This window comes from Aridibaculum aurantiacum (assembly GCF_017355875.1).
Lineage (GTDB): Bacteria > Bacteroidota > Bacteroidia > Chitinophagales > Chitinophagaceae > Segetibacter > Segetibacter aurantiacus.
On sequence record NZ_JAFEWC010000004.1, the window covers coordinates 331,461 to 351,862 of the forward strand.

Consider the following 20,402-nt stretch of genomic DNA (forward strand, 5'->3'; position numbering starts at 1 on the left):
GAAAAAACTATACCTTCTGCTTCAGCAGAAACAACTATTGTGATAGTGCTTCAGGAATATTGTAGAGCAATATTTAGAAAACGCTATATCATAAATGTTTCGTTTCTACTCCTTTAAAAACAGCTATTCTAGTATGGGAACGTTTGCGTAGAAAGATTTTTAAGCCATCCTCCTTAGCGTTTACATTTACCAGAGCATGGCATAGATGTTATGCTTTTGCTAAATACACTTGCTTAAAACTTGCCTGATGAAATTGAAATCTACCCTGTTTTCTTTCACCATATTATTTCTCTTAACGCAATCACAGGCTCAGCAAATTTCATTTCCTGGAGCTGAGGGCGCTGGCAGATTTACCAGCGGCGGCAGAGGTACACCGACAGTTCCGACTACCATTTATGAAGTAACCACGCTTGCCGATGGAACTGATAACACCGTAGGTACTTTTCGTTGGGCGGTAAGAAATAACAGCCCGGCCGCTGCTCATCGTACTGTTATTTTTAGGGTTTCAGGAACCATTCGTCTTACTTCTCCGCTTACAATAAACAGGTCGAATACTACTATTGCTGGACAGACTGCACCTGGCGATGGTATCTGTATCGCCGATTACCCAGTAACCATTAGTGCCGACAACCTCATCATCCGGTACATAAGGTTCAGGCTAGGCGACAGGCACCAGCAAGCAAGGTCGGGTGGCGACGATGCATTGGGTGGTACAGGAAGAAAAAATATAATCATTGACCATTGCACCTTTAGCTGGAGCAACGATGAACTCCTAAGTGTATACACGGGTGACAGTACAACGCTCCAGTGGAATATGCTGAGTGAGCCATTGGACTCTTCGTACCACGTTGAAGGTGGTCCGGTACAGCGTCATGGTTATGGCGGTATCTGGGGTGGCAGAAGAGCTTCTTTTCACCATAATCTTTTTGCTCATTTACGAGGTCGTGCACCACGGTTTGATGGTAGCCGCAACCTGCCTAATTCTTCCAGCCCTGTGGTAGGAAGTGAGAATGCAGACTATAGGAATAATGTTATTTACAACTGGGCAGACTACAACGTGAATGGTGGTGAAGGTGGTAAATATAACATTGTAAACAACTATTACAAGTGGGGGCCGAATACACCTACTTCCAATACAGGTGGTGTAAGCCGCAGAAACCTGGTGCTAAATCCATCACGTCAAAGTTCTCCTGCACTTCCTTACGGAAAGTTTTACCTGGAAGGAAACTTTGTAGAAAATTCTGCTGCCGTAACAGCAAGAAACTGGTTGGGTGTAGCCATGAGTGGAGGTACACAGGCAGATACCAATCAATCTAAAGTAGAAGTTCCTTTTAATATTGCTCCTGTAACCACACAGTCAGCGCAGGATGCATACATCTCAGTGCTAAATGGTGCGGGTGCTATATTGCCTAAACGTGATACACTTGACCAGCGGATTGTAAATGATGTAATTAACCGCACCGGCCGTTTGATCAATGTGCAGGGTGGCCATCCCTGGGGAACTCCTTTTTCTAGTTCAGAGTCTGCATGGCCAACGCTGGTTCAATTACCTGCCCCAACCGATACCGACAAAGACGGTATGCCTGATGCATGGGAGTTGAGAAGAGGGCTGAACCCATCTAACGCTGCAGACAGGAATGGCTACAACACCAATGGATATACCAACCTGGAGAACTACCTGAATGGCGACAGCATTGTTGCCTTTGGTACAAACAATACCTGCATTACAGGTAAAACAATTGTTACAAATGGTTCTGGTGATTGGCGCCATGCTACCGATACTACTTATTCAACGGTTAGTTCTACCGATACTTTAAATGCTATTGCTTCTATTCTTGATAATGGTAACACCGGCAACTTTACAGTCTCTTACTACACAACTAACAGCACACGTTTTTTAAATAGCAAACCTTACCTCAACAGGAACATAACAATTACACCATCTGATCCATCGGCTATTAGTACACCGCTAACCGTTCGTCTTTATATTTCGCAGCAGGAATTTGCTGAATTGCAGGCTGCCGACAATACCATCGCATCTGTAAGCGATCTGAAGGTGGTGAAGACATCGGATAACAATTGCCCAAACAGCTTAACTGGCAACTACGAGATGATAACTCCTACCGCAACCGGTGTGTTTGGAACTTATGCTAACGGATATTATATAGAATTTCAAACAGCTTCCTTCAGCACTTTCTTCATCGGTAGCCAATCGCTTGCCCTGCCGCTACATCTTGTTTCATTTGCAGGATCGTACAATGGATCGAAAGTGAACCTGCAATGGAGAACGCAGAACGAGGTAAATACTGCCACTTTTGAAATCGAAAAAAGTAAGGATGCAGTTAGCTTTTCTACCATCGGCACGGTAGCAGCTGCAGGTAATTCTAGCAGCCGTCAATATGGATTTACAGAGCCAGAACTGCTGCAGGGAAAAGCATATTACAGGTTGAAAATGATAGATATCGATGGACGATTTACATATAGCCAGGTTATCAGCTTTAGTCAAAGTAAAAGCCAGGCATTTGTAGTAAATCCAAATCCTGCCAGCAGCAATATCATCATTAATCATCCTAAAGCAATTGCTGGCGCTTCTTTACAAGTTGTTTCACTGGAAGGAAAGCGGCTGTTGAATCATACGCTTACAGCAGGCGCTTTACAAACTTCCCTTTACATAGGTCATCTTGCTCCCGGCATTTACCTGGTGGTATTGAACAATGGCGGAGAAAGGATGACACAAAGAATAATCAAGAATTAGTTTTTATATCACCCTCTAATCATTTAAAGTTTGCTTATGAATTATTTCACCAGGAGTAGCAGGAGCATATTGCTCATGTTGCTAGTGATGCTCGGTGCTGCAACTTACTCACAGGCGCAAGACCTTGTAGTTGCACAAGATGGAAGTGGAAACTACAGAACCGTGCAGGCAGCTATCGATGCAGCACCCACCAATCGAACTACGCCGTTTGTCATCTACATAAAAAACGGCAGGTACAAGGAAAAGATCAACATTCCTTCTAACAAACCTTTCCTGCAACTAAAAGGGGAGAACGTTGCCAAAGTGATCCTTACATTCGACGATTATTCTGGTAAAGCAATGCCAGGCGGAGGTACTTTTGGTACAGCCAATTCAGCTTCGGTTACTGTGAATGCAAATGATTTCACAGCTATAGATATCACCTTTGAAAACACAACAGGGGAATCTCCACAAGCACTTGCTATTAATGTAAACGGAGACCGTGCAGCTTTTAAGAACTGCCGCTTCCTGGGTGGGCAAGATACTTTGCTTACTAACGGTGCAGGTAAAAGACAATACTACAGGAACTGCTATATAGATGGTACAGTAGACTTCATTTTTGGAAGTGCTATCGCCATTTTCGACTCATGTGTTGTATACGCCAAAACACGTGCTACTGCAGGTAATTCTTACATCACAGCTGCAAATACACCTAATACGCAGCAATACGGCTATGTGTTTCGCGACTGCGAATTCCCGGCTAATAGAGGTGGTACAGTGTATTTCCTGGGAAGACCATGGCAAAATTCAGAAGGCTTCGCTCCGGTTAGCTGGCCAAAAACAGTTTTGATCAACAGCATACTTAGCAGCACCATCAGACCCGAGGGCTGGAGCGTGTGGAATGCTGGTACTAAAACAGACTCTATCACTTACGCTGAGTACAAGAGTAAATATTATAACGGCACATTGGTAGATACCACGCAACGTGTTTCATGGTCGCACCAGCTAACAGATGCAGAAGCTGCTGCTTATACTTTTGGTAATGTATTCGGAACATGGGATCCATGTACAGCAGCTCCTGGATTTTGCACTGCTACACCAGAGCCGATTGCTATATCTAATTTTAGGGGAGTGAAAGGCGCTTCCGTTTCCACTTTTAACTGGAACATTTCGTGGCCTATCAGCCAGCTGCAATACGAGTTGATGCGCTCTAGCGACAGGATCAATTTTACGCCGGTAGCACAGGTTACTGCACAAACGGATACTGCAGTGAATTTTCAACTTACTGATCCTATTCCGCCATCAGGAAGTATTTACTACTATTTCATTAGGGCATCTAAGGCAGGCGTTGGTAGCCAAACCTCAGATACTATAAGCATTTCAAGCGCTCCAACCATTCATATTAGTGGCGCACCGGGAGCATTTTACCAGGTTTTAGGTCAGCCGTCACCTACCCAGTCTTATACTGTTTCTGGTACTGATCTTACTTCAGACATTGTTATTACTCCACCAGCTAATTACGAAGTGAGTGCCAACAATGGAACAAACTGGTACACAAATTCATCTCCGCTAACAGTTACACGTACTGGTGCAACGGTTCCTTCTACTACCATTTTGGTTCGTTTGAATGCAACTACACAAGGTACTTATGCAGGTAATATTGTTCATACCAGCACGAATGCGGAAACAGTAACAGTAGCGGTAACAGGTACGGCAGTGAATGCACCTACCAAAAGCTCTACCACCTTGCAATATTGGCCGCTAACGCAAAATGCACAAGATAGTGCTGCAGCTCGTGCTGCTGGTGTGCAGCCAAGCGCACCTACTTTAAACAGGCTATACCTGTCGAATGGTACTACGGTAGCAGCAATACCAGCTTATTCAGCGTTACGTGGACAGGCGTTTGGTGCTTCTGCCAATGGAGATGGTACATGGACAACAACATCAGGAGGACCGGGTGGTACACTAAACAGGAACTACTACGAACAGTTTACAGTTTCTCCGGCTACTGACTATACTATTCGATTAGATTCAATCATCCTCAATTCTGTATTCTACAATACAAGCTCTAATACCAACCTTGCTATTGTTTATTCACTTTCAGGTTTTACCAATAATGACTCTACAGCCATAACCGGTGGTACTGGTCCTACTGGTGGAGCGGTAACAGGATCTTTTGCTGCACCAATTCCTTTGGCTAACCAAACCTCCGGCAACACCAATACGTACCGCCTTGCCTTAAATGGAACAGAAGGCGTTACCATACCTGCCGGCGGCACCTTAAGCATACGCCTGTACTATAGCTGCGGTAGTGGAAGTCCGGGCCGTTATGCATTGCTAAAAGATGTACATGTAAAGGGAGAAACCTTCAGTTCATTACCAGTTACGCTGGTGAATTTTACAGCTAAGCAGGAAGGCCAGAATGCCCAACTATCATGGAGTACAAAGAATGAGTACGACATGCATCGCTATGTTGTAGAAAGGAGTACAAATGGTACAAACTACAAGACCCAGGGAACAGTTATTGCAAGCAACAACATCAGCAGCATCTACAATTTTACAGATGTAATGCCTGCTACTGTTGCCAGCTTCTATTACCGTTTGAAAATGGTGAATAAGGATGGCAGCTTTGCTTACAGCCCTGTTGCTCGATTGATATTGAGGAAGAATGGCAGCCTGAGCGTTTATCCAAATCCTGTAGCAAATGCATTGACAATAGTTCATGCACCGGTTACAGAAGGACAGGTAGAAATTTATTCTTTAGATGGAAAAAAAGTTCTGACAGCTATAGCTGAAAAGAACAGTTCTCAGACAACTCTGGATGTTTCTAGATTGGCGAAAGGAACTTACGTGTTGCGGATGTTTGCAGATGGACAAACAGTGCAACACGAGTTTTTGAAACTGTAAAAAGATTATCCCTGATCGTTTCCGAAGGTTTTCTTCGGAAACGATCAGGGATAGTAACTGATGAACCAGTTATTATCCTGATTAAAAAAATAAATCACAACGATTTTTAATAACAATTATCAAACTCAAATTTAGCTGTATGAAAAAGATTTTTACGCTTACCATCTTATTCTTCTTCGCTATTACGGGTAGTACCGTATTGGCACAACAGGCCACAGTGTATGCCACTGTTAATTCAGGCTCATGGGGCTCTTCTGCCATTTGGGAGACCTTCTCTAGTTATACGGCAGCAATGGCTGCTACTCCCGGATCAGGCTCACCTGCTAGTTCTGTTCCTTCTGGAACACACAACGTGCTTATCCGTAACGGTCATACAGTGACCATGGGAGCATCTAACAGGGGTTGTAAAAGCATCATTATTGCCAATGGTGGTAAACTTTGGGCAAATGAAACCACCGCTAGACGTTTACAATTAGGTGCCGGTGGAACAGGATTCACTTACCCACTAGTAGATACTGTACAAGTTGATGGTGCTTTGGGTGGTGCCAGTGATGGTTTGTTTATTGAGTCAGGTACTAATGCACAGCATATCAAGATCTTTGGATCAGGTACCATCGATATTCAAAGAATAAGGACCATTGGTGGATCAGGCGCAACAGATGCTACCACCCCAGGTGTTTTAATGGTAGATATAGATGCAAACATCAACCTGTGGCAAGCCAGCAACTATGCTTTGTCTTTGGTATACAATCCTGCCACAACAGACAATTATACACTTACGATCTTCCCAAATAGAACAGTGACCGTTAAAGAGCCTACAGCTTATGCTCACAACAGCCAGAACTCAACCAACTACGGTAGGTATACCTACAATATAAAAGGTACTCTTGATCTGACTGCCTCAACTGCAAATAACAACTACATCGTTCCTGCACCAGCTACATCTCGCTTAACTGTGAACGTAGATGGTGGCAACTGGAAGCTTGGTACCAATTTCAGAGCTGATACTTCTCAAACATCTCCTGTAAGTGCTGGTATTTTGCAATTGAGCCTTACAAACAATGGCCGTGTAGATGCTACTATGACCACTAATTTTAATGTAGGTAAGACTTTCGATGGAAGTGGAAATGTTCGTGACCTTGTTTTTGGTACAGATGGTACCAGCTTCATCAGGCGCACAGCGGGTACTTCAGAGGTTAATTTCCCTGTAGGTGTTACCGGACCTAACACTCCAAACGATGTGAACATCGTTAACACAGGAACTCCTGACCAATTTGAAGTATCTGTAAAGAGTACATTTGACGTGCCAGTTCCTGATCCGTCCAGGACTTTAAACAGGCAGTGGACAATTAATGAAACAGTACCTGGTGGAAGCGTAGCTACCGTAAGACTTGCATGGGTTGCTGCTGACCAACCAGCATCCTTCAACCCAAATGGCCAGGTGTACATTCTTCGTTACAACGGAACTAACTGGAACGAAAGCTATCCTGCAACTGTTACAGGTACAGGTACAGCAAACGACCCATACGTAGCAACAGCTACTGGTATCACGTTATTTTCACCATTTACAGTATCTAATTCAAGTGTATTACCGCTAAATCTGGTTTCCTTCAATGCTAAGAATGATGGTACAGGTAACAAGTTAACCTGGACTACAACTAATGAGCAGAACGTAAGTCATTTTGAAGTTGAGACCAGCGTAGATGGAAGAGACTTTAGAAAAATAGGTTCGGTAACAGCAAGAAACACAGGAGCCAATAGTTCATATGACTTTGCACATGCAGTTCGTGTAGCAGGTACTGTTTACTACAGGCTTAAAATGGTGGATAAAGACGGCACCTTTACTTATAGCTCTGTTGTAAAAATTACTACATCTACTAAAGGAGATTTCACTATCTCTCCAAATCCTGTAAAAGGTGGAGTAGCCAATCTTCAACTAGCTAACCTGGAAAAAGGTACTTATACAATCAGCCTATTCAACAGCATTGGCCAGGTTGTTCTTAACAGAACAATTGATTTCAATGGTGGAGTTACTTCATTCCCGCTGCAACTGCCAGGTGGTACCAAATCTGGTATTTATAACCTGCAACTGCGCAATGGTGCTGAGGTTATTACTAAAAAAGTAATTGTAGAATAATTTTTCAGACCTGATGTCATTTCAAGGAGGAACGGAAGTTCCTCCTTTTTTTTGCACTTAACCCTTCAGCTATATAGTACAATTCATTGGGGCATACTTCAATTCAGCCTCTTACGCTCCAACGTGTATGTCTTTTTCCTACTAGAAATAAGGGAAGTGTTTTCTCACTGTACAAAGGAAATACGCCCAAACTTTTATTCACTTGAGAGTACATGATCCTGTCCAAAAGCATCTTCGGAAACGTTTGCGTAGATAATCTTCCCTTAACATTCAATGCTTTATAGCAAAAGTTTAAATTAGAGATCAAATCTAAATTGTTTGTTTATGAAAAGAATGTTACTAAAATCATTGTTTGCTTTATCATGCGCGCTTGCTGTTAAGGCTGCTGAAGCCCAGAATGATGTTTACTGGCGTGAAGGGTTTGATGGATCTGATATTTCCACAACAAATCCAGGAAACCAAGGAGGTGCACAACCTTTTTATGCCGAAGGTTCAAGTTCTGGAACCTGGTATTTGTATGGCGCTTACCGTACCACTGGACAAGCATGTCCTTCTCCATATGGCCCTGGCCATATTCGCTTTAGGGGAGGTTCAATTGCAGGAGGAGCTCTACAGCAACTTATAACTCCTATCGTAAATCATGGAGTTAATGAGGTTCATTTTACCAGCACAAGATCATCAAGGACATTCAATTTTTACTGGACAGCAGATACCGCTGCCACTACCGCAAATTGGAACGCGGCGGGTACATCTAGCCCATCAACTCTTTGTGTTGACAATACGATTACGATCAACCAGCCAACCGCAAGAAGGATCAAAATAGAATCAAATGGAGATTCTGACATTGACAGTATTTGGTTAACCAGCGTATCTCCTCTTCCTGTTACTTTTGGCGGAGTTTCTGCTGCAGAAGTATCTGGTAGGGTACGTGTAACATGGAAAATTTTCACAGAAGATAACACTGCTCGATATGAAATTGAACGCTCTTCTGACGGCAGAAATTTCGCTTCAGTTGGAACTGTTGGCGCAACTCAAGCTGGAAATTATTCTTGGTTAGATGCCAGCCCAATAAAAGGAACAAGCTTCTATCGCATCAAGGCAATTGATAGAGATGGCGCTTCTATGTATAGCGGAATACTTCGTATTCTAACAGGTAGTAAAGGAGATGTTTCAATCTCTCCAAACCCTGTTAAAGGCGGTGCTGTCAATCTACAGGTATCAAATCTTGACAGAGGTACTTACACAGTTTCTGTTTTCAATGGAATTGGCCAGGTAGTTCTTACAAGGACAATAGAATTTAACGGTGGTGTTTCTTCATTCCCGCTGCAACTGCCAGGAGGTACCAAAGCTGGTATCTACAACCTGCAACTGCGTAATGGAGCTGAGGTGATCACTAAGAAAGTAATTGTAGAATAATCTACATCTTATAAAGCTCTCTCAAGGGAGGAACTTCTGTTCCTCCCTTTTATTTTGATGTTAAAACGAATTACCAGCAGCAGGTGATTTCAATATCAGTTATAGATTGTGCTGCTGTTCCAAAGCTCATAAAACGCTAACATGAAAAAACCTAAGACATTTCTACTATCTGCTTCTATTTTAGCCATAATGGCTTTTACTGCCCCTGTTAAAAAAACAACGGTATGGCTGGTAGGTGATTCTACCATTGCCATCAAGGAAACAAGAAGGTACCCTGAAACAGGATGGGGTATGCCTTTCGTCCACTTTTTTGACTCAACAGTGCAAATAGAAAACAGGGCAAAGAATGGCCGCAGTACCCGCACCTTTATTTCCGAAAAACTTTGGCAGCCAGTTTCTGAAGGAATGAAAGAAGGAGATTACCTGTTCATACAATTTGGCCACAACGACGAGTCGAAAGAAAAAACAGACCGTTATACCACACCGGAAGATTATAAAGCAAATATTACAAGGTTTGTAAATGAGGCGCGCCAGAAGAAGGCACAGCCAGTGCTCATAACTCCTGTTAGCCGCCGCAAGTTCAAAGATGGTAAGCAGGTACCAACGCATGAAGTTTATTCGCAGCTGGTAAAGGAATTGGCTGCTGAGCTGAAAGTTCCTTTGATAGACCTGGATGCAAAAAGCCAGGCGCTGTACCAGAAGTTAGGAGAAGAGCCTTCTAAACTTTTGTTCTTACAACTAGCTGCCAATGAGCATCCGAATTATCCTGAAGGAAAGAATGACAATACCCACTTTAGCGAGCTAGGTGCACGCTTAGTAGCACAACTTGTATTGCAGGAAATAAAAGCGCTTAACCTTGATCTTGCTAATAAAGTAGTGAAACCAGTAAAGAAGTAATTTAAGTTATAGCTGATTAGAAGCTCATCCTGACGGATGGGCTTTTCTGTTTAATCAAATGCAGTTTCCATAAAGAGCCAATTCAGGATTAACAATTGACTACTGACAAATGACACTTCACAATTGCCTATTGACAATTCACTATTTTCTCAGAAACTAACTCCATTCCTTTTCTTTCTCTTCTTCCTGTTTCATGGCGCGGCGCGAAACGACAATGCTGAACTGGTAAAGGAAAAATAGCGGGATGAAAACTAACATCTGGCTCGTCCAGTCAGGACTAGGTGTAATAACAGCTGCCAATACAAGTATCACTACAATTGCATATTTGCGGTAAGCCTTCAGGAACATTGGAGTTATCAACCCCATTTTGGTAAGCGCATATGCCAGTACAGGCAATTCAAAAGCTATCCCACAACCTAGTACCAGGTTTACCAGGTTCTCAAGGTAATCATCCAGGGTTGGCCGCGTTTCCATTATTTGGCTGGAACCAAGCGTATAGTTAGATAAGAAATTGAAGGTAAACGGTCCAAGAAGGAAATATCCAAAACCAGCCCCGAGAAAGAAAAAGAACGATACATAGAAGATACTACCCCTGGTATTTTTTACTTCTCCCGGTGTAAGTGCAGGTTTTATAAAACGCCAGAATTCCCAGAAAACATAAGGAAAGGCAGCAATAAAACCACCTACAAAAGCAATGGTTATACTACTCATAAACTGGCTGCTAAATCCAATTGCCTGCATCTTTACATTGATGGCAGGCATACACAAAGCATCGCCTATATGAAGCCAATGGCTTAGCCGGCACAGCTGAACATAAGTAACAAAATCTGGTTGTAAAGGCCCGGTAATAATGCGATCAAAAACCCAATCGATGTGAAGAAAAATAGCAATAGCGAAAATCAATATGGCCACCAGCGAACGCACAATATGCCACCGTAAAACTTCCAGGTGATCTATAAAGGTCATCTCTGCCTGCTCATCTGTCGTTTTGAATGGTAACCGCTTTAGTATACTCGCCATGAAGTTCTGCTCTGTGTTAAGTCTTTTTTAGGAAGTGCGGCAAAGTTAATTGTAATAGCAACACTTGTATAGAGATATATACTGGATATACAACCAAATGGTTTTCTGTGGCCCAATTACTACTTGCCTTCCGATTTCAATCTTTTCCTGATCTTGTTGAAAACGTCCAGTTTAAACTTGATATTACCATCTTCACCTGGCTGACCGCGAACAAACACACTTGGTCCGGCCTTGGCGTCAGCACCTATATTTTCAGGCTTGTAATCTTCGGCTCGCTTCTTCAGGTTGCTTAGTGGGATTTGAATGCTGATGTCAGTATTGCCATGCAGGCTGTATACACCTTGTACAAAAAGGGTAAGTGCCGAAGATTGTATCTCCATCCGGTTGATGATAAATTCCCGGTCCTTGATATCGATCCTGTTCTTCAATTCTGCAAATCGCAGGTCAGCAAAATTTCTTTTTTTGAAAACAAACACCTGCAGTTTTTGAAGTGGCTCATAGTCAATTAGAGCACCATTTTTCAGGGAAAAATCAATATAACCTTTCAGGTTGCTGGGATTGGCAGCCATCTGCCTGTCAATATTCATACTTACTACCACACGGGTAGTAAGTTTACCTACTATGTTTTGGCTTGTTAGCGCGTCTTGTTGAAAATCATTGAAAGCATACAGCACTTTTTGGATGTCTACATCGCGCATGTTCACATCTACTGCAGCTGCATATTGCCGTGCGTCCTGTTCTTTGAGCGCGCCTGTTAATTTCATCCATCCGTTGGCATGCCTTAGGCTCACGTCGTTCAGGTGCCAGTCTTCATCCACCATATCGATGGCTGCCGTTACATCGGTAGCTACAAAGCGCTTGAACAGTAGCTTGTTTGTCTTTACATCGAGCTTGATGTTTGACTGGTTAAGCATTTCATCAATGCTTACTGCCACATGGCGCAGCTTACCTTTTTGTGCAGTTGTTCTTCGGGCTACCGTGTTTCTTTTCTGTAGCAATGGTAAGAAAGACTCCAGGTTCAGGCTGGGAGCTGTTACATGCCAGTCAAGAGATATTTTACCAGGATTTGTTTTAATAAGCGAAAGAATATTCCTGGCAGAGCCATTCATCGTAAGGTTGTTGTCTTTGATGCTGCTTTTAAAGCTTTGGACAAAAACATCGGAGTTCTTAAAGACGATACTTCCGCTGCAGCGGTCCATGGTGATGCCGCGGGGTCTGTACAATACCCGGCCGTTGTTAAAGTTCAGGCTGCCATTGATAAAAGTATTCCTATTGGAATTTTCTACCATGGGTCCATGGTAAGTAATATCCAGTGAACCATCTCCTTCCACCAGGTTTACCGTCTGGCTCTCCAACAGGTTGTTCAGCGTATTCAGTTTAAACTTCGACCTGAGGTCGCAGGTGATCACCGGGTGCAACAGGTCGTTTATGGTAGCTTTTTTAGATTGAATGGGCATACCTTCCCAGCTACCACTAAAGTTGTTGATGTAAATACGGGAATTCGGATCGGCGCGAGGAAGTCCTTTAACCACTTCATTGGTATAACCGCCTGTAAAGCTTGCGTTGGCAACATTGAAGAAAATTGATTCTATATCATTTTTCTTCGTCTGCCAGGTTACATTCACCAGAGGTTCTCCCGGTTCAAGAGTTCCTTCTATTGTAGCCTGTGCATCTACTGGCTTTTTTACATTTACTACAGAAAGGGCCTTACCAATGGCTTGCGAAAGCAGAGATTTTGCAAAAGAATAATCCACCTGTTTTGTGCTAACAGAAAATTTATATCGCTTCAATCCTGCTAGTTCAAAGCTTCCTGAAAAAAGGAAAGGATGGCCTTTTAGTGAAACATCAATATCTGTGAAGTGTAGTCGCTTCTGATTTTTATCGAACAACAGGTCGAAGTCGCTTTCAAACCTGGCACCGGTACCAAAACTTCCTTTTTTAGTATTGAAAGCCAGTTGATGAATAATGGACTCTTTTTTAACCCGCATTAGTAAAACACTATCTGTGGTACTGATAGCACAGCGTGCAGACTGAACTTCTATATCATAATGTTTAAATCTTCTTTGATTTTCCATTACAAAACGGAAGTTGTCAAGCCTTACTGTCCGCAGCACATTTCCATTACTTTTCTTCTTTACCGTATCGGCCTTGTTGATTTTAGGTGTAAAAAGATAGGAAGTAGTGTAGCCTGCAGTATCGGTGTAGATGTACATGGAGCCATCCGAAATGCGGATACCACTTAGTGGCTCTTTGCGAAGTGCAACATTCACCATGTTGATGTGGGCGTACAGTTTGTTTGCCTGGAAGAATGTATGCTGGTGCTGGTGATAAAGACTATCACGTATAGATACATCTCTGAACAGAACGGATATCTGCGGGAAATTTGAAAAAAAGCTGATGTCAACATCGCCTATTGCAATGGTTCCATTCAGCTTTTCTTTTATTTCAGTGTTAACCATATCTATAATCTGCTGCCTGTTGAAGGTGATATAGATATAGGCTATGGTATACAAGAGAATGATGATCCCTATGAATACGGCTACTCCTCTTAATAGATATTTTACTGGCTTTTTCACTCCTGACTAGGTCTGCGGGTGAAAATATTATGCCACTACTACTGCAGCATCTAAAACCGGCTTCCCAAAATATACGGTAACATCTTTCGCCAGGTAGGCCATTCATGAGGAATGTCTGTTCCCCATATGTCCAGGTCGTACCAGATACCCTTATCGTACAATACGCCGGCAAACCTGCGTGCAGCTTCAGGGTCTTCATAATCGCCACTGCCAGAGAAAATATGAATATGATGACTTGACCTGATCTTGTCTAAGTACCATGAATCGTGCAGGTTAGGCAGGTAATGCTGAGGGCTGTTGTAATACACCTGTTCGTCCCAGTATCCTTTGGTGTACTCGGTAAGGTCGTACACGCCGCTCATGCTTATTACACCATTGATGATGTCGGGGCGTTTCAAAAACAGGTTCATTGCATGGAGTGCTCCAAACGATGCGCCGCAGGTATAGATCATCGTTTCCTGGCTGGTAGCATTACGTATAAAAGGCACCACCTCGTTGTACACATACTCGTTGAACTGGTTGTGGCGAATTGCCTTATGTTCAGGAAGCATGTCATTATTCATCCAGCTTTCACGGTTCATACTGTCAATGCTAAAAACGCGAATCATCCCACTTTCAATAAATGGAGCGATGGAGTCTATTAGTTGAAACCGTTCATACTCCAGGTAATCTGCGGCAGCAGTAGGAATGAGTAAAAGCGCAAAGCCGTAGTGGCCGTAACTAACTATGGGCATTTCCTTGCCAATGGCCGGGCTATACCACGAGGTAACATCTCTGTTCATGCAGGAGTTGGTTTATTGGTGATTGTTACAGCGAACTGCACTAACTAAGGCAGGTCTTTTTGATTTCTTTCCAAAGATCTCTAAAACATTGCGCCGCATAACTGCTGTGGGCATAGGTTTCTACCGGCGCAAGCTGCTGGCCCATTTTCTCTACATCGCTCAGGTACGGTATGTAATTCTTAAAGAAGAACTTGTTGCGGTAGTGCTGGTTCAATACTTCGTGGTGCATATTCTTTCTATGATCCACCATGCTAAAGAAAGACTTGATCTTGGTCTGCTCGATGTTGTGTTGCGCAAAATATTCTTTCACTGTATCGAAACTGCGCAAGCTTAAAGTAGTAGGTATATTAGGCATCAGCACCCAGTCAGCCGCCTGGAAAATACTATCGTGAAAAACAGAAAGGCCGGGAGGACAATCGAGGATAATGATATCGTAGCGATTCTTTAAAGTTTTTAGTGCAGCAGCTATACGTTTCTTGCCCTGCTTTTCGCTCAATAGCACTTCAGCATTGCGCGCCGACAGGTCCGAAGGAATGATATCCAGGTTCTCATAACCGGTAGACTGGATGGAATTTGGAAGATCAATCTCGTTGCTTAAGATCTTTTTTGCTTCATCTTTTTTATTCGACTCTACCTGGAAATAAAAACCGGCGGCAGCCTGCGGGTCAAGATCCCACAGTAAAGTGGTGTACCCTTGTAATGCAGATAGATAAGCTAAATTGACAGAAGCAGCCGTTTTTCCAACGCCACCTTTTTGGTTGTAAAATGCTAATACAGTCATGTTTTAAATATACAAAAGTATTGTTTAGCCAGTAGAACAGCAGCTATTTAATAGGTTGAATATTAGCTGAATGAAGTAAAGTGTATGTTAAGCGCACTAAATTTATTAGATGGACTACGTACAGCACCTTCGGCGCGATAAAAAGCTTGCTAAGATCATCAAGGAGCCATTGCCGCCTCTGCGCCTGCACAAGAACATTCCGCTGCGCCTAATGGCCAGCATAATGAGCCAGCAGCTAAGTACAACGGTGGCGCAGGTTATTTACCGTCGGTTCCTGGAGCTTTATGGCGCTAAGGAACCAAAGCCGAAGCAAGTATTAGATACTCCGCACGAAACTTTGCGCAGCATCGGGCTCAGCAATGCTAAAGCCAACTACGTAAAAAATGTAGCTGCCTTTTGCCTGGAGCATAAGATCACCGATAAGAAGCTGCTGAAAATGGATAATGAAGCAGTGATAGAACTGCTCACGCAAATAAAAGGAGTGGGAAGGTGGACAGTAGAAATGCTGCTTATGTTCACGCTAGGAAGAGAAGATGTGTTTGCGCCGGATGACCTGGGAATACAACAAGGAATAGTCAGGCTGTACGGTCTAACACCAGCAGGTAAAAAGGAGCTAAAGGAAAAGATGGTAGAGATTGCTGCAAAGTGGTCGCCTTACCGCACCTACGCGTGCCTGCACATTTGGAAATGGAAGGATGATTGACCAGGAGGTGCGTGAAGGAGAAAGCAGTCGTGAGACGGCAAACGGCAAACGTGAGACAGCAACTTTAAACCTTAAACATCAAACCTTAAACTCGCTAAATCTTCCCCATCACATACATCTCTTCAATTGTAGGAGAAGGGCTGCCGCCTAAGTTTTCTAAAGTGATAGCAAACGCCTGGGCTTGCGGAATGTTCTTCAATTTGCAGATTGTGTTGCAGTTTTCATCTACCATACCTGCATCTACAGGCTTGCCATCTACAATTGCCCATAGCTGGTATTGCTTGCCGCGTGCCGGTGTAGGCAGTTTATTATTTACCAGGTAAACATCTTTTGAACGTGTATCCCAAAGCACCATAGCTGCATCCTGTGCATTCTTCACACCTGCCATATTTATTTTGGCCATAGCGGGATCTGTCATCATTGCATTAGCCGTTTGCAGATCGCGGATGGTGGTCTGGTAAATGTCGTTGTTGGCTTGTAGCGTATTCCTGTCATTTAGAAGGCTGATGTACTGCTCATTTTTTTCGGAGTACTGGTTGTACAGGTAAAGGTTAACCGCTCCGCTTACTATGAATAAAATGATAGATGCAGCAGCCAGGTATTTCCAGGTGCGTAATCTTTTGACAGTGGATGTTGGTGCTTGAGGTATTACCGGTGCAGCAGTATCTTCAGTAGTGGCAGTGGGAATTTCAGCGGCTGTTCCGGGAAGTGGAATAATAGGAGCTTCTGGAGTTTGATCAACAAAAAGGGCTGACAACACTCTTTCTTTCACACCTACAGGTGGAGGTATAGCATTAGCCATTGCCTCCCTTTCAAGTTTATCGGCAAAATCATCAATAGCCTGCTGAACCTCCGGGTACTGAAGAGATAGCTGCTCTAATTCAGCTGCTTCTTCAGCACTGGCAAGGCCAAGCACGTAGCTTTCAATGATGCCGCTTTGTATGTATTCCTGTATATCCACTATGGTTTAATCAGTTTTTTTAATTGGATCAATGCTGCCCGCAATCGTGTTTTAACTGTACCCAGTGGTATAGCCAACATCTTCGATATTTCGTCTTGCGTATAACCTTCAAAATAGGATAGCTCTACCAATACACGATATTCATCTTTTAGCGTATGTACCAGTTTTCTTAATCCTATAGTATCTGTATTTGTTGCTACAGTACCTCCTGCTATATGTACGTTATCAGTGAGTTCGCGGTTTTGCTGTGACTTCTGGTAATTTTTACTTCTTACCATATCAATCCCGGAATTGCGCGCCACATTCAGCATCCAGGTAAATAAGCGTCCCTTGCCGGTGTCGTAGGTATCTATCTGTTTCCAGATCTTCACAAAAACCTCTTGTAATACATCACTGGCCATATCACGGTCGGGTACTATGTTCAGTATGATAGAATATAAAGCAGCAGCATAGTTGTCGTACAAATAATTGTACGCCTCTTGCTTTCTTTGTTGCAAAAGAGTTACTAGTTCACTTTCAGAATATGTCTGCAAGCTGCTCAAATTCAGAGATGGTTGTTGTGTACCGGATGGAACTTATATACGTGAAAAATCTTTACCTGGATTTACCCTACCAGTTGCTGGTATGTTTCCGCTGACATTAATGCCTCTACATCATTAGGATTGTCTACTGTCATTTTTATCATCCAGCCTTCGCCATACGGATCTGTGTTTACCAGTTCAGGCTGGTTCGAAAGTGCAGGATTAACTTCCTGTATAATTCCTGAAACAGGCAGGTAAAGATCACTAACTGTTTTTACAGCTTCTACTGTACCAAAAACAGTTTCTGCCTGCAATGCTTTACCGGTGCTGTCTATGTCTACATATACAATATCACCTAACTCTCTTTGTGCAAAATCAGTGATGCCAATGGTTGCAGTATTTCCTTCCAGTTTTATCCATTCGTGGTCCTTTGTGTACTTCAGGTTCTCAGGAAAATTCATAAAAGATGATTTTGGTTTATTACAAGTTTTATCAAATATAGTTTTAAACTGCTGGTGCTGTAAGTGTTGATGTAGCTATTCTTTTTTGATGAACAACTTCAATGCTGTTACCTACTAGTTCAGCATGCGCATCTTCATTCTTACATTTTGCAGCGGACGATCGCCCGGGTTCTTTTGCACATTGGCTATTTTATCTATCACATCCAATCCACTTATTACTTCTCCAAATACCGTATAGCTCTGGTCAAGACCGGGTGTGCCGCCAATACGCGCATACACTTCTTTCTGCACCTGTGTGTAATTGAAACCTGGATTTGCTTGTGTTATCCGCCCCATCTGTCCCTGCAGTTCCTGTTCATTTACACGTTTGCCATGTACTATATAAAACTGGCAGTTGCTGCTGGCGCGTTCAGGATTATTATCCCTGGCAGCAGCGAGTGCACCTTTTTTGTGAAACAGGTTAGGCTTGAATTCAGCAGGTATTCTTTCTCCAGGCGCAGAGCCACTACCCAGTGGCGAACCATCAGGAGCATTTTTACTGTTGGGGTCGCCACCTTGTATCATGAAGCCGGCAATCACACGGTGAAACAACAGGCTGTCGTAAAAGCCCTGCTCAACCAGCTTCACAAAATTATTGCGGTGAAGCGGTGTACTGTCGTAGAGCTTTGCGATCATCGTACCATGGTCGGTAATAATTTCAACCAGCCTTTCCTTTGTTTGTAATTGCTGCCACGGAGCCGCACTTGCCGAAACAGGAGATTTAGCGGCAGCAGCTGGTTTAGCGGCAGTTTTTGCCGGCACTTTTGGTTTTACTTTACCTTTAGTTTGTGCTACCGCACCAGTACTTACACACACAGCTACCAAAGCGGCTACTAAACCGCGCATCATGTTAGAATTCATTTTTCTCAAAGTATAATAAGACGTGATCTTTTAAAAAATTCTCTTGTTCTATAAGTCCCAGTACAGGCAGTTCCTTTACTTGCTTGAAGTGAGGCCAGCCTTCTTCATCTTTTCCCTCTAGTATATAATAACCACTTTGCGCCAGCAGCGAACACACGGCTACGTGCATCAGGTCCTGCTTTTGTTCCTTGGTTATTTTTTCCCTTATAAAACCGGTTTCGTTCAATCCTATTAGAAACAGCACAGCTTCCATGTCTGGTTTTTTACCAAACCGCTCCAGGATCTTTCCCTCCAGCGCCCACCAGCGTGCCTGTAAATCATCATTTATATTCATTGTGCGCAAAAATAGGTGCTTTAGCCAATGTAGCAGCTAAAGTGCAGTAGCCTACACTTCGTTAAAAGGTGGCACAGGTAGTGCAACTGTTGTAATATCGGTGTCATTTTGCATCTTTTGTCTATGCGTGTTTTGCTTGTTTGCATACTTCTTATTCCTGTAATGGTAGCCCGGGCGCAAAACCTGGTTGCCAATGGCAGTTTCGAGGACAGAAATGTTTGCACAGAATATAATGCGGCCTGTGCGCCGGAAGGCTGGTTTTTCATTCCGCGGTATGTGGATATGTCGCCGGTAAAACATAAGAACCATTTTGAAAGTGTTTCCTTCGGCAACCTCATCAGGGGGCACTACATCCGAAACTACATCTACACCAAAATGCTGTGCACGCTGCAGCCGGGCAAGCAGTACAGGTTGTCAATGTCGGTGCAGGTTCCTAAGAACCCGTTTCAATACTTGCATGTGTGGCTGGGTAATGAAGAACCCGGAAAGCCAGGTAAAGAGAAGGTTGTGTATGAGCCGGCATTCACTATTCTTCCTGATTCTATACATCGCACACGTAAGAAATGGCACCAGCTGAGCTACACTTTTACCGCTAATGGTGGAGAAAGGTTCATTATGCTTGGCAATTTTTCGAAGAAACCGCTTGATCGTACCGTGCTTGAGTTTGGCAATAACAGGGGAGATGTGTTATACAACCTCGACAATATTTCATTGGCAGCTGTGGAGCCAACCACCAACGGATGTGAGGAATATGCTGCTGTGCTGCGGCAGGTGTACGAACAAAATCATCGCCATCCTGCACGACTGATAGATCCTGTGAAGGCTGACACAGCAGTGAGTAAGGTATTTGATCTTGAACCCACCATCCAACCTGAACCTGCCTTGCCAGCTTTTGATACCCTTGTGGTACCTGACCTGTTGTTCGATTTTAACAGCAGCAGGTTGAACCCGGCCTTCCGCAAGGTGATGGACAGCATTGTGAACGTAATGAGGAAGAAGCGTTTTTCTGCTATACAAGTAGTAGGTCATACAGATAATATTGGTTCCGAAGAATATAACCGGCGACTGTCGATTGATCGTGCAATAACTATCAAAGGTTTCCTGGTGCAGGAGAAATTCTCAGCAGGTCTCATCAGCATCAGTGGAAGAGGTAAAAGTGAGCCGGTAGCTACAAACGATACTCCGGAAGGACGGCAACGGAACCGGCGGGTGGAGATCATTCTTGAGCGGTAGCTTATTATTCAAAACCACTATCAGCCGGTAAAATCAGCA

At 43.3% G+C, this 20,402-nt stretch carries 16 protein-coding genes; 7 read left to right on the forward strand and 9 right to left on the reverse strand.

The window, feature by feature from the left end; genetic code table 11:
• Window positions 1-247 precede the first annotated feature (247 nt).
• The 5 genes from J4N22_RS19690 (at window position 248) to J4N22_RS19710 (ending at window position 10,091) form a co-directional block, all read left to right on the forward strand.
• Window positions 248-2,755, forward strand: a complete 2,508-nt coding sequence (locus tag J4N22_RS19690; RefSeq protein ID WP_207497293.1) for a T9SS type A sorting domain-containing protein — start codon at window positions 248-250, stop codon at window positions 2,753-2,755.
• A 36-nt stretch (window positions 2,756-2,791) separates the two neighbouring features.
• Window positions 2,792-5,641 carry a pectinesterase family protein gene (locus J4N22_RS19695; RefSeq protein WP_207497294.1) on the forward strand — a complete coding sequence of 950 codons (2,850 nt, stop codon included), beginning with the start codon at window positions 2,792-2,794 and terminating at the stop codon, window positions 5,639-5,641.
• A 139-nt stretch (window positions 5,642-5,780) separates the two neighbouring features.
• Window positions 5,781-7,778, forward strand: a complete 1,998-nt coding sequence (locus J4N22_RS19700; protein WP_207497295.1) for a T9SS type A sorting domain-containing protein — start codon at window positions 5,781-5,783, stop codon at window positions 7,776-7,778.
• Between the two features lie 324 nt (window positions 7,779-8,102).
• Window positions 8,103-9,194, forward strand: coding sequence for a T9SS type A sorting domain-containing protein (locus tag J4N22_RS19705; protein WP_207497296.1), 1,092 nt, complete (start codon window positions 8,103-8,105; stop codon window positions 9,192-9,194).
• A 141-nt stretch (window positions 9,195-9,335) separates the two neighbouring features.
• Complete coding sequence (locus J4N22_RS19710; RefSeq protein ID WP_207497297.1) at window positions 9,336-10,091, forward strand: rhamnogalacturonan acetylesterase; 756 nt, start codon at window positions 9,336-9,338, stop codon at window positions 10,089-10,091.
• A 156-nt stretch (window positions 10,092-10,247) separates the two neighbouring features.
• Here J4N22_RS19710 and tatC read toward each other — a convergent pair whose 3' ends face one another.
• From tatC to J4N22_RS19730, 4 genes are all read right to left on the reverse strand, one after another.
• Entirely contained in the window at window positions 10,248-11,111 is an 864-nt protein-coding gene (gene tatC / locus J4N22_RS19715) for a twin-arginine translocase subunit TatC (RefSeq protein WP_207497298.1), read from the reverse strand.
• A 119-nt stretch (window positions 11,112-11,230) separates the two neighbouring features.
• Window positions 11,231-13,687: an AsmA family protein gene (locus J4N22_RS20040; protein WP_207497299.1), complete on the reverse strand. Its 2,457-nt coding sequence runs from the start codon at window positions 13,685-13,687 to the stop codon at window positions 11,231-11,233.
• A 50-nt stretch (window positions 13,688-13,737) separates the two neighbouring features.
• Window positions 13,738-14,469 carry an esterase family protein gene (locus J4N22_RS19725; protein ID WP_207497300.1) on the reverse strand — a complete coding sequence of 244 codons (732 nt, stop codon included), beginning with the start codon at window positions 14,467-14,469 and terminating at the stop codon, window positions 13,738-13,740.
• Between the two features lie 40 nt (window positions 14,470-14,509).
• Window positions 14,510-15,250: a ParA family protein gene (locus J4N22_RS19730; protein ID WP_207497301.1), complete on the reverse strand. Its 741-nt coding sequence runs from the start codon at window positions 15,248-15,250 to the stop codon at window positions 14,510-14,512.
• Between the two features lie 109 nt (window positions 15,251-15,359).
• On the opposite strand from J4N22_RS19730, the gene J4N22_RS19735 reads away from it, so the two are divergent.
• Complete coding sequence (locus J4N22_RS19735) at window positions 15,360-15,953, forward strand: DNA-3-methyladenine glycosylase family protein (RefSeq protein WP_207497302.1); 594 nt, start codon at window positions 15,360-15,362, stop codon at window positions 15,951-15,953.
• A 94-nt stretch (window positions 15,954-16,047) separates the two neighbouring features.
• On the opposite strand, the gene J4N22_RS19740 is transcribed toward J4N22_RS19735, so the two are convergent.
• From J4N22_RS19740 to J4N22_RS19760, 5 genes are all read right to left on the reverse strand, one after another.
• Window positions 16,048-16,914 (reverse strand): anti-sigma factor domain-containing protein, encoded by an 867-nt coding sequence (locus tag J4N22_RS19740; RefSeq protein WP_207497303.1) that lies wholly within the window; start codon window positions 16,912-16,914, stop codon window positions 16,048-16,050.
• The gene (locus tag J4N22_RS19745; protein WP_242692308.1) at window positions 16,914-17,411 is read right to left on the reverse strand and encodes an RNA polymerase sigma factor; all 498 of its coding nucleotides are present in this window, start codon (window positions 17,409-17,411) and stop codon (window positions 16,914-16,916) included. Before J4N22_RS19745 ends, J4N22_RS19740 begins: the two co-directional genes overlap by 1 nt.
• A 107-nt stretch (window positions 17,412-17,518) precedes the next feature.
• On the reverse strand, window positions 17,519-17,896 hold the full coding sequence (gene gcvH / locus J4N22_RS19750) for a glycine cleavage system protein GcvH (protein ID WP_207497305.1): 378 nt from the start codon (window positions 17,894-17,896) through the stop codon (window positions 17,519-17,521).
• Between the two features lie 114 nt (window positions 17,897-18,010).
• Window positions 18,011-18,784 (reverse strand): peptidylprolyl isomerase, encoded by a 774-nt coding sequence (locus tag J4N22_RS19755; RefSeq protein WP_242692309.1) that lies wholly within the window; start codon window positions 18,782-18,784, stop codon window positions 18,011-18,013.
• Window position 18,785: 1 nt separating this feature from the next.
• Window positions 18,786-19,130 (reverse strand): hypothetical protein, encoded by a 345-nt coding sequence (locus tag J4N22_RS19760; RefSeq protein WP_207497306.1) that lies wholly within the window; start codon window positions 19,128-19,130, stop codon window positions 18,786-18,788.
• 123 nt (window positions 19,131-19,253) lie between these two features.
• Here J4N22_RS19760 and J4N22_RS19765 point away from each other — a divergent pair, with 123 nt between their 5' ends.
• Window positions 19,254-20,363, forward strand: coding sequence for an OmpA family protein (locus J4N22_RS19765; protein WP_207497307.1), 1,110 nt, complete (start codon window positions 19,254-19,256; stop codon window positions 20,361-20,363).
• Window positions 20,364-20,402 lie beyond the last annotated feature (39 nt).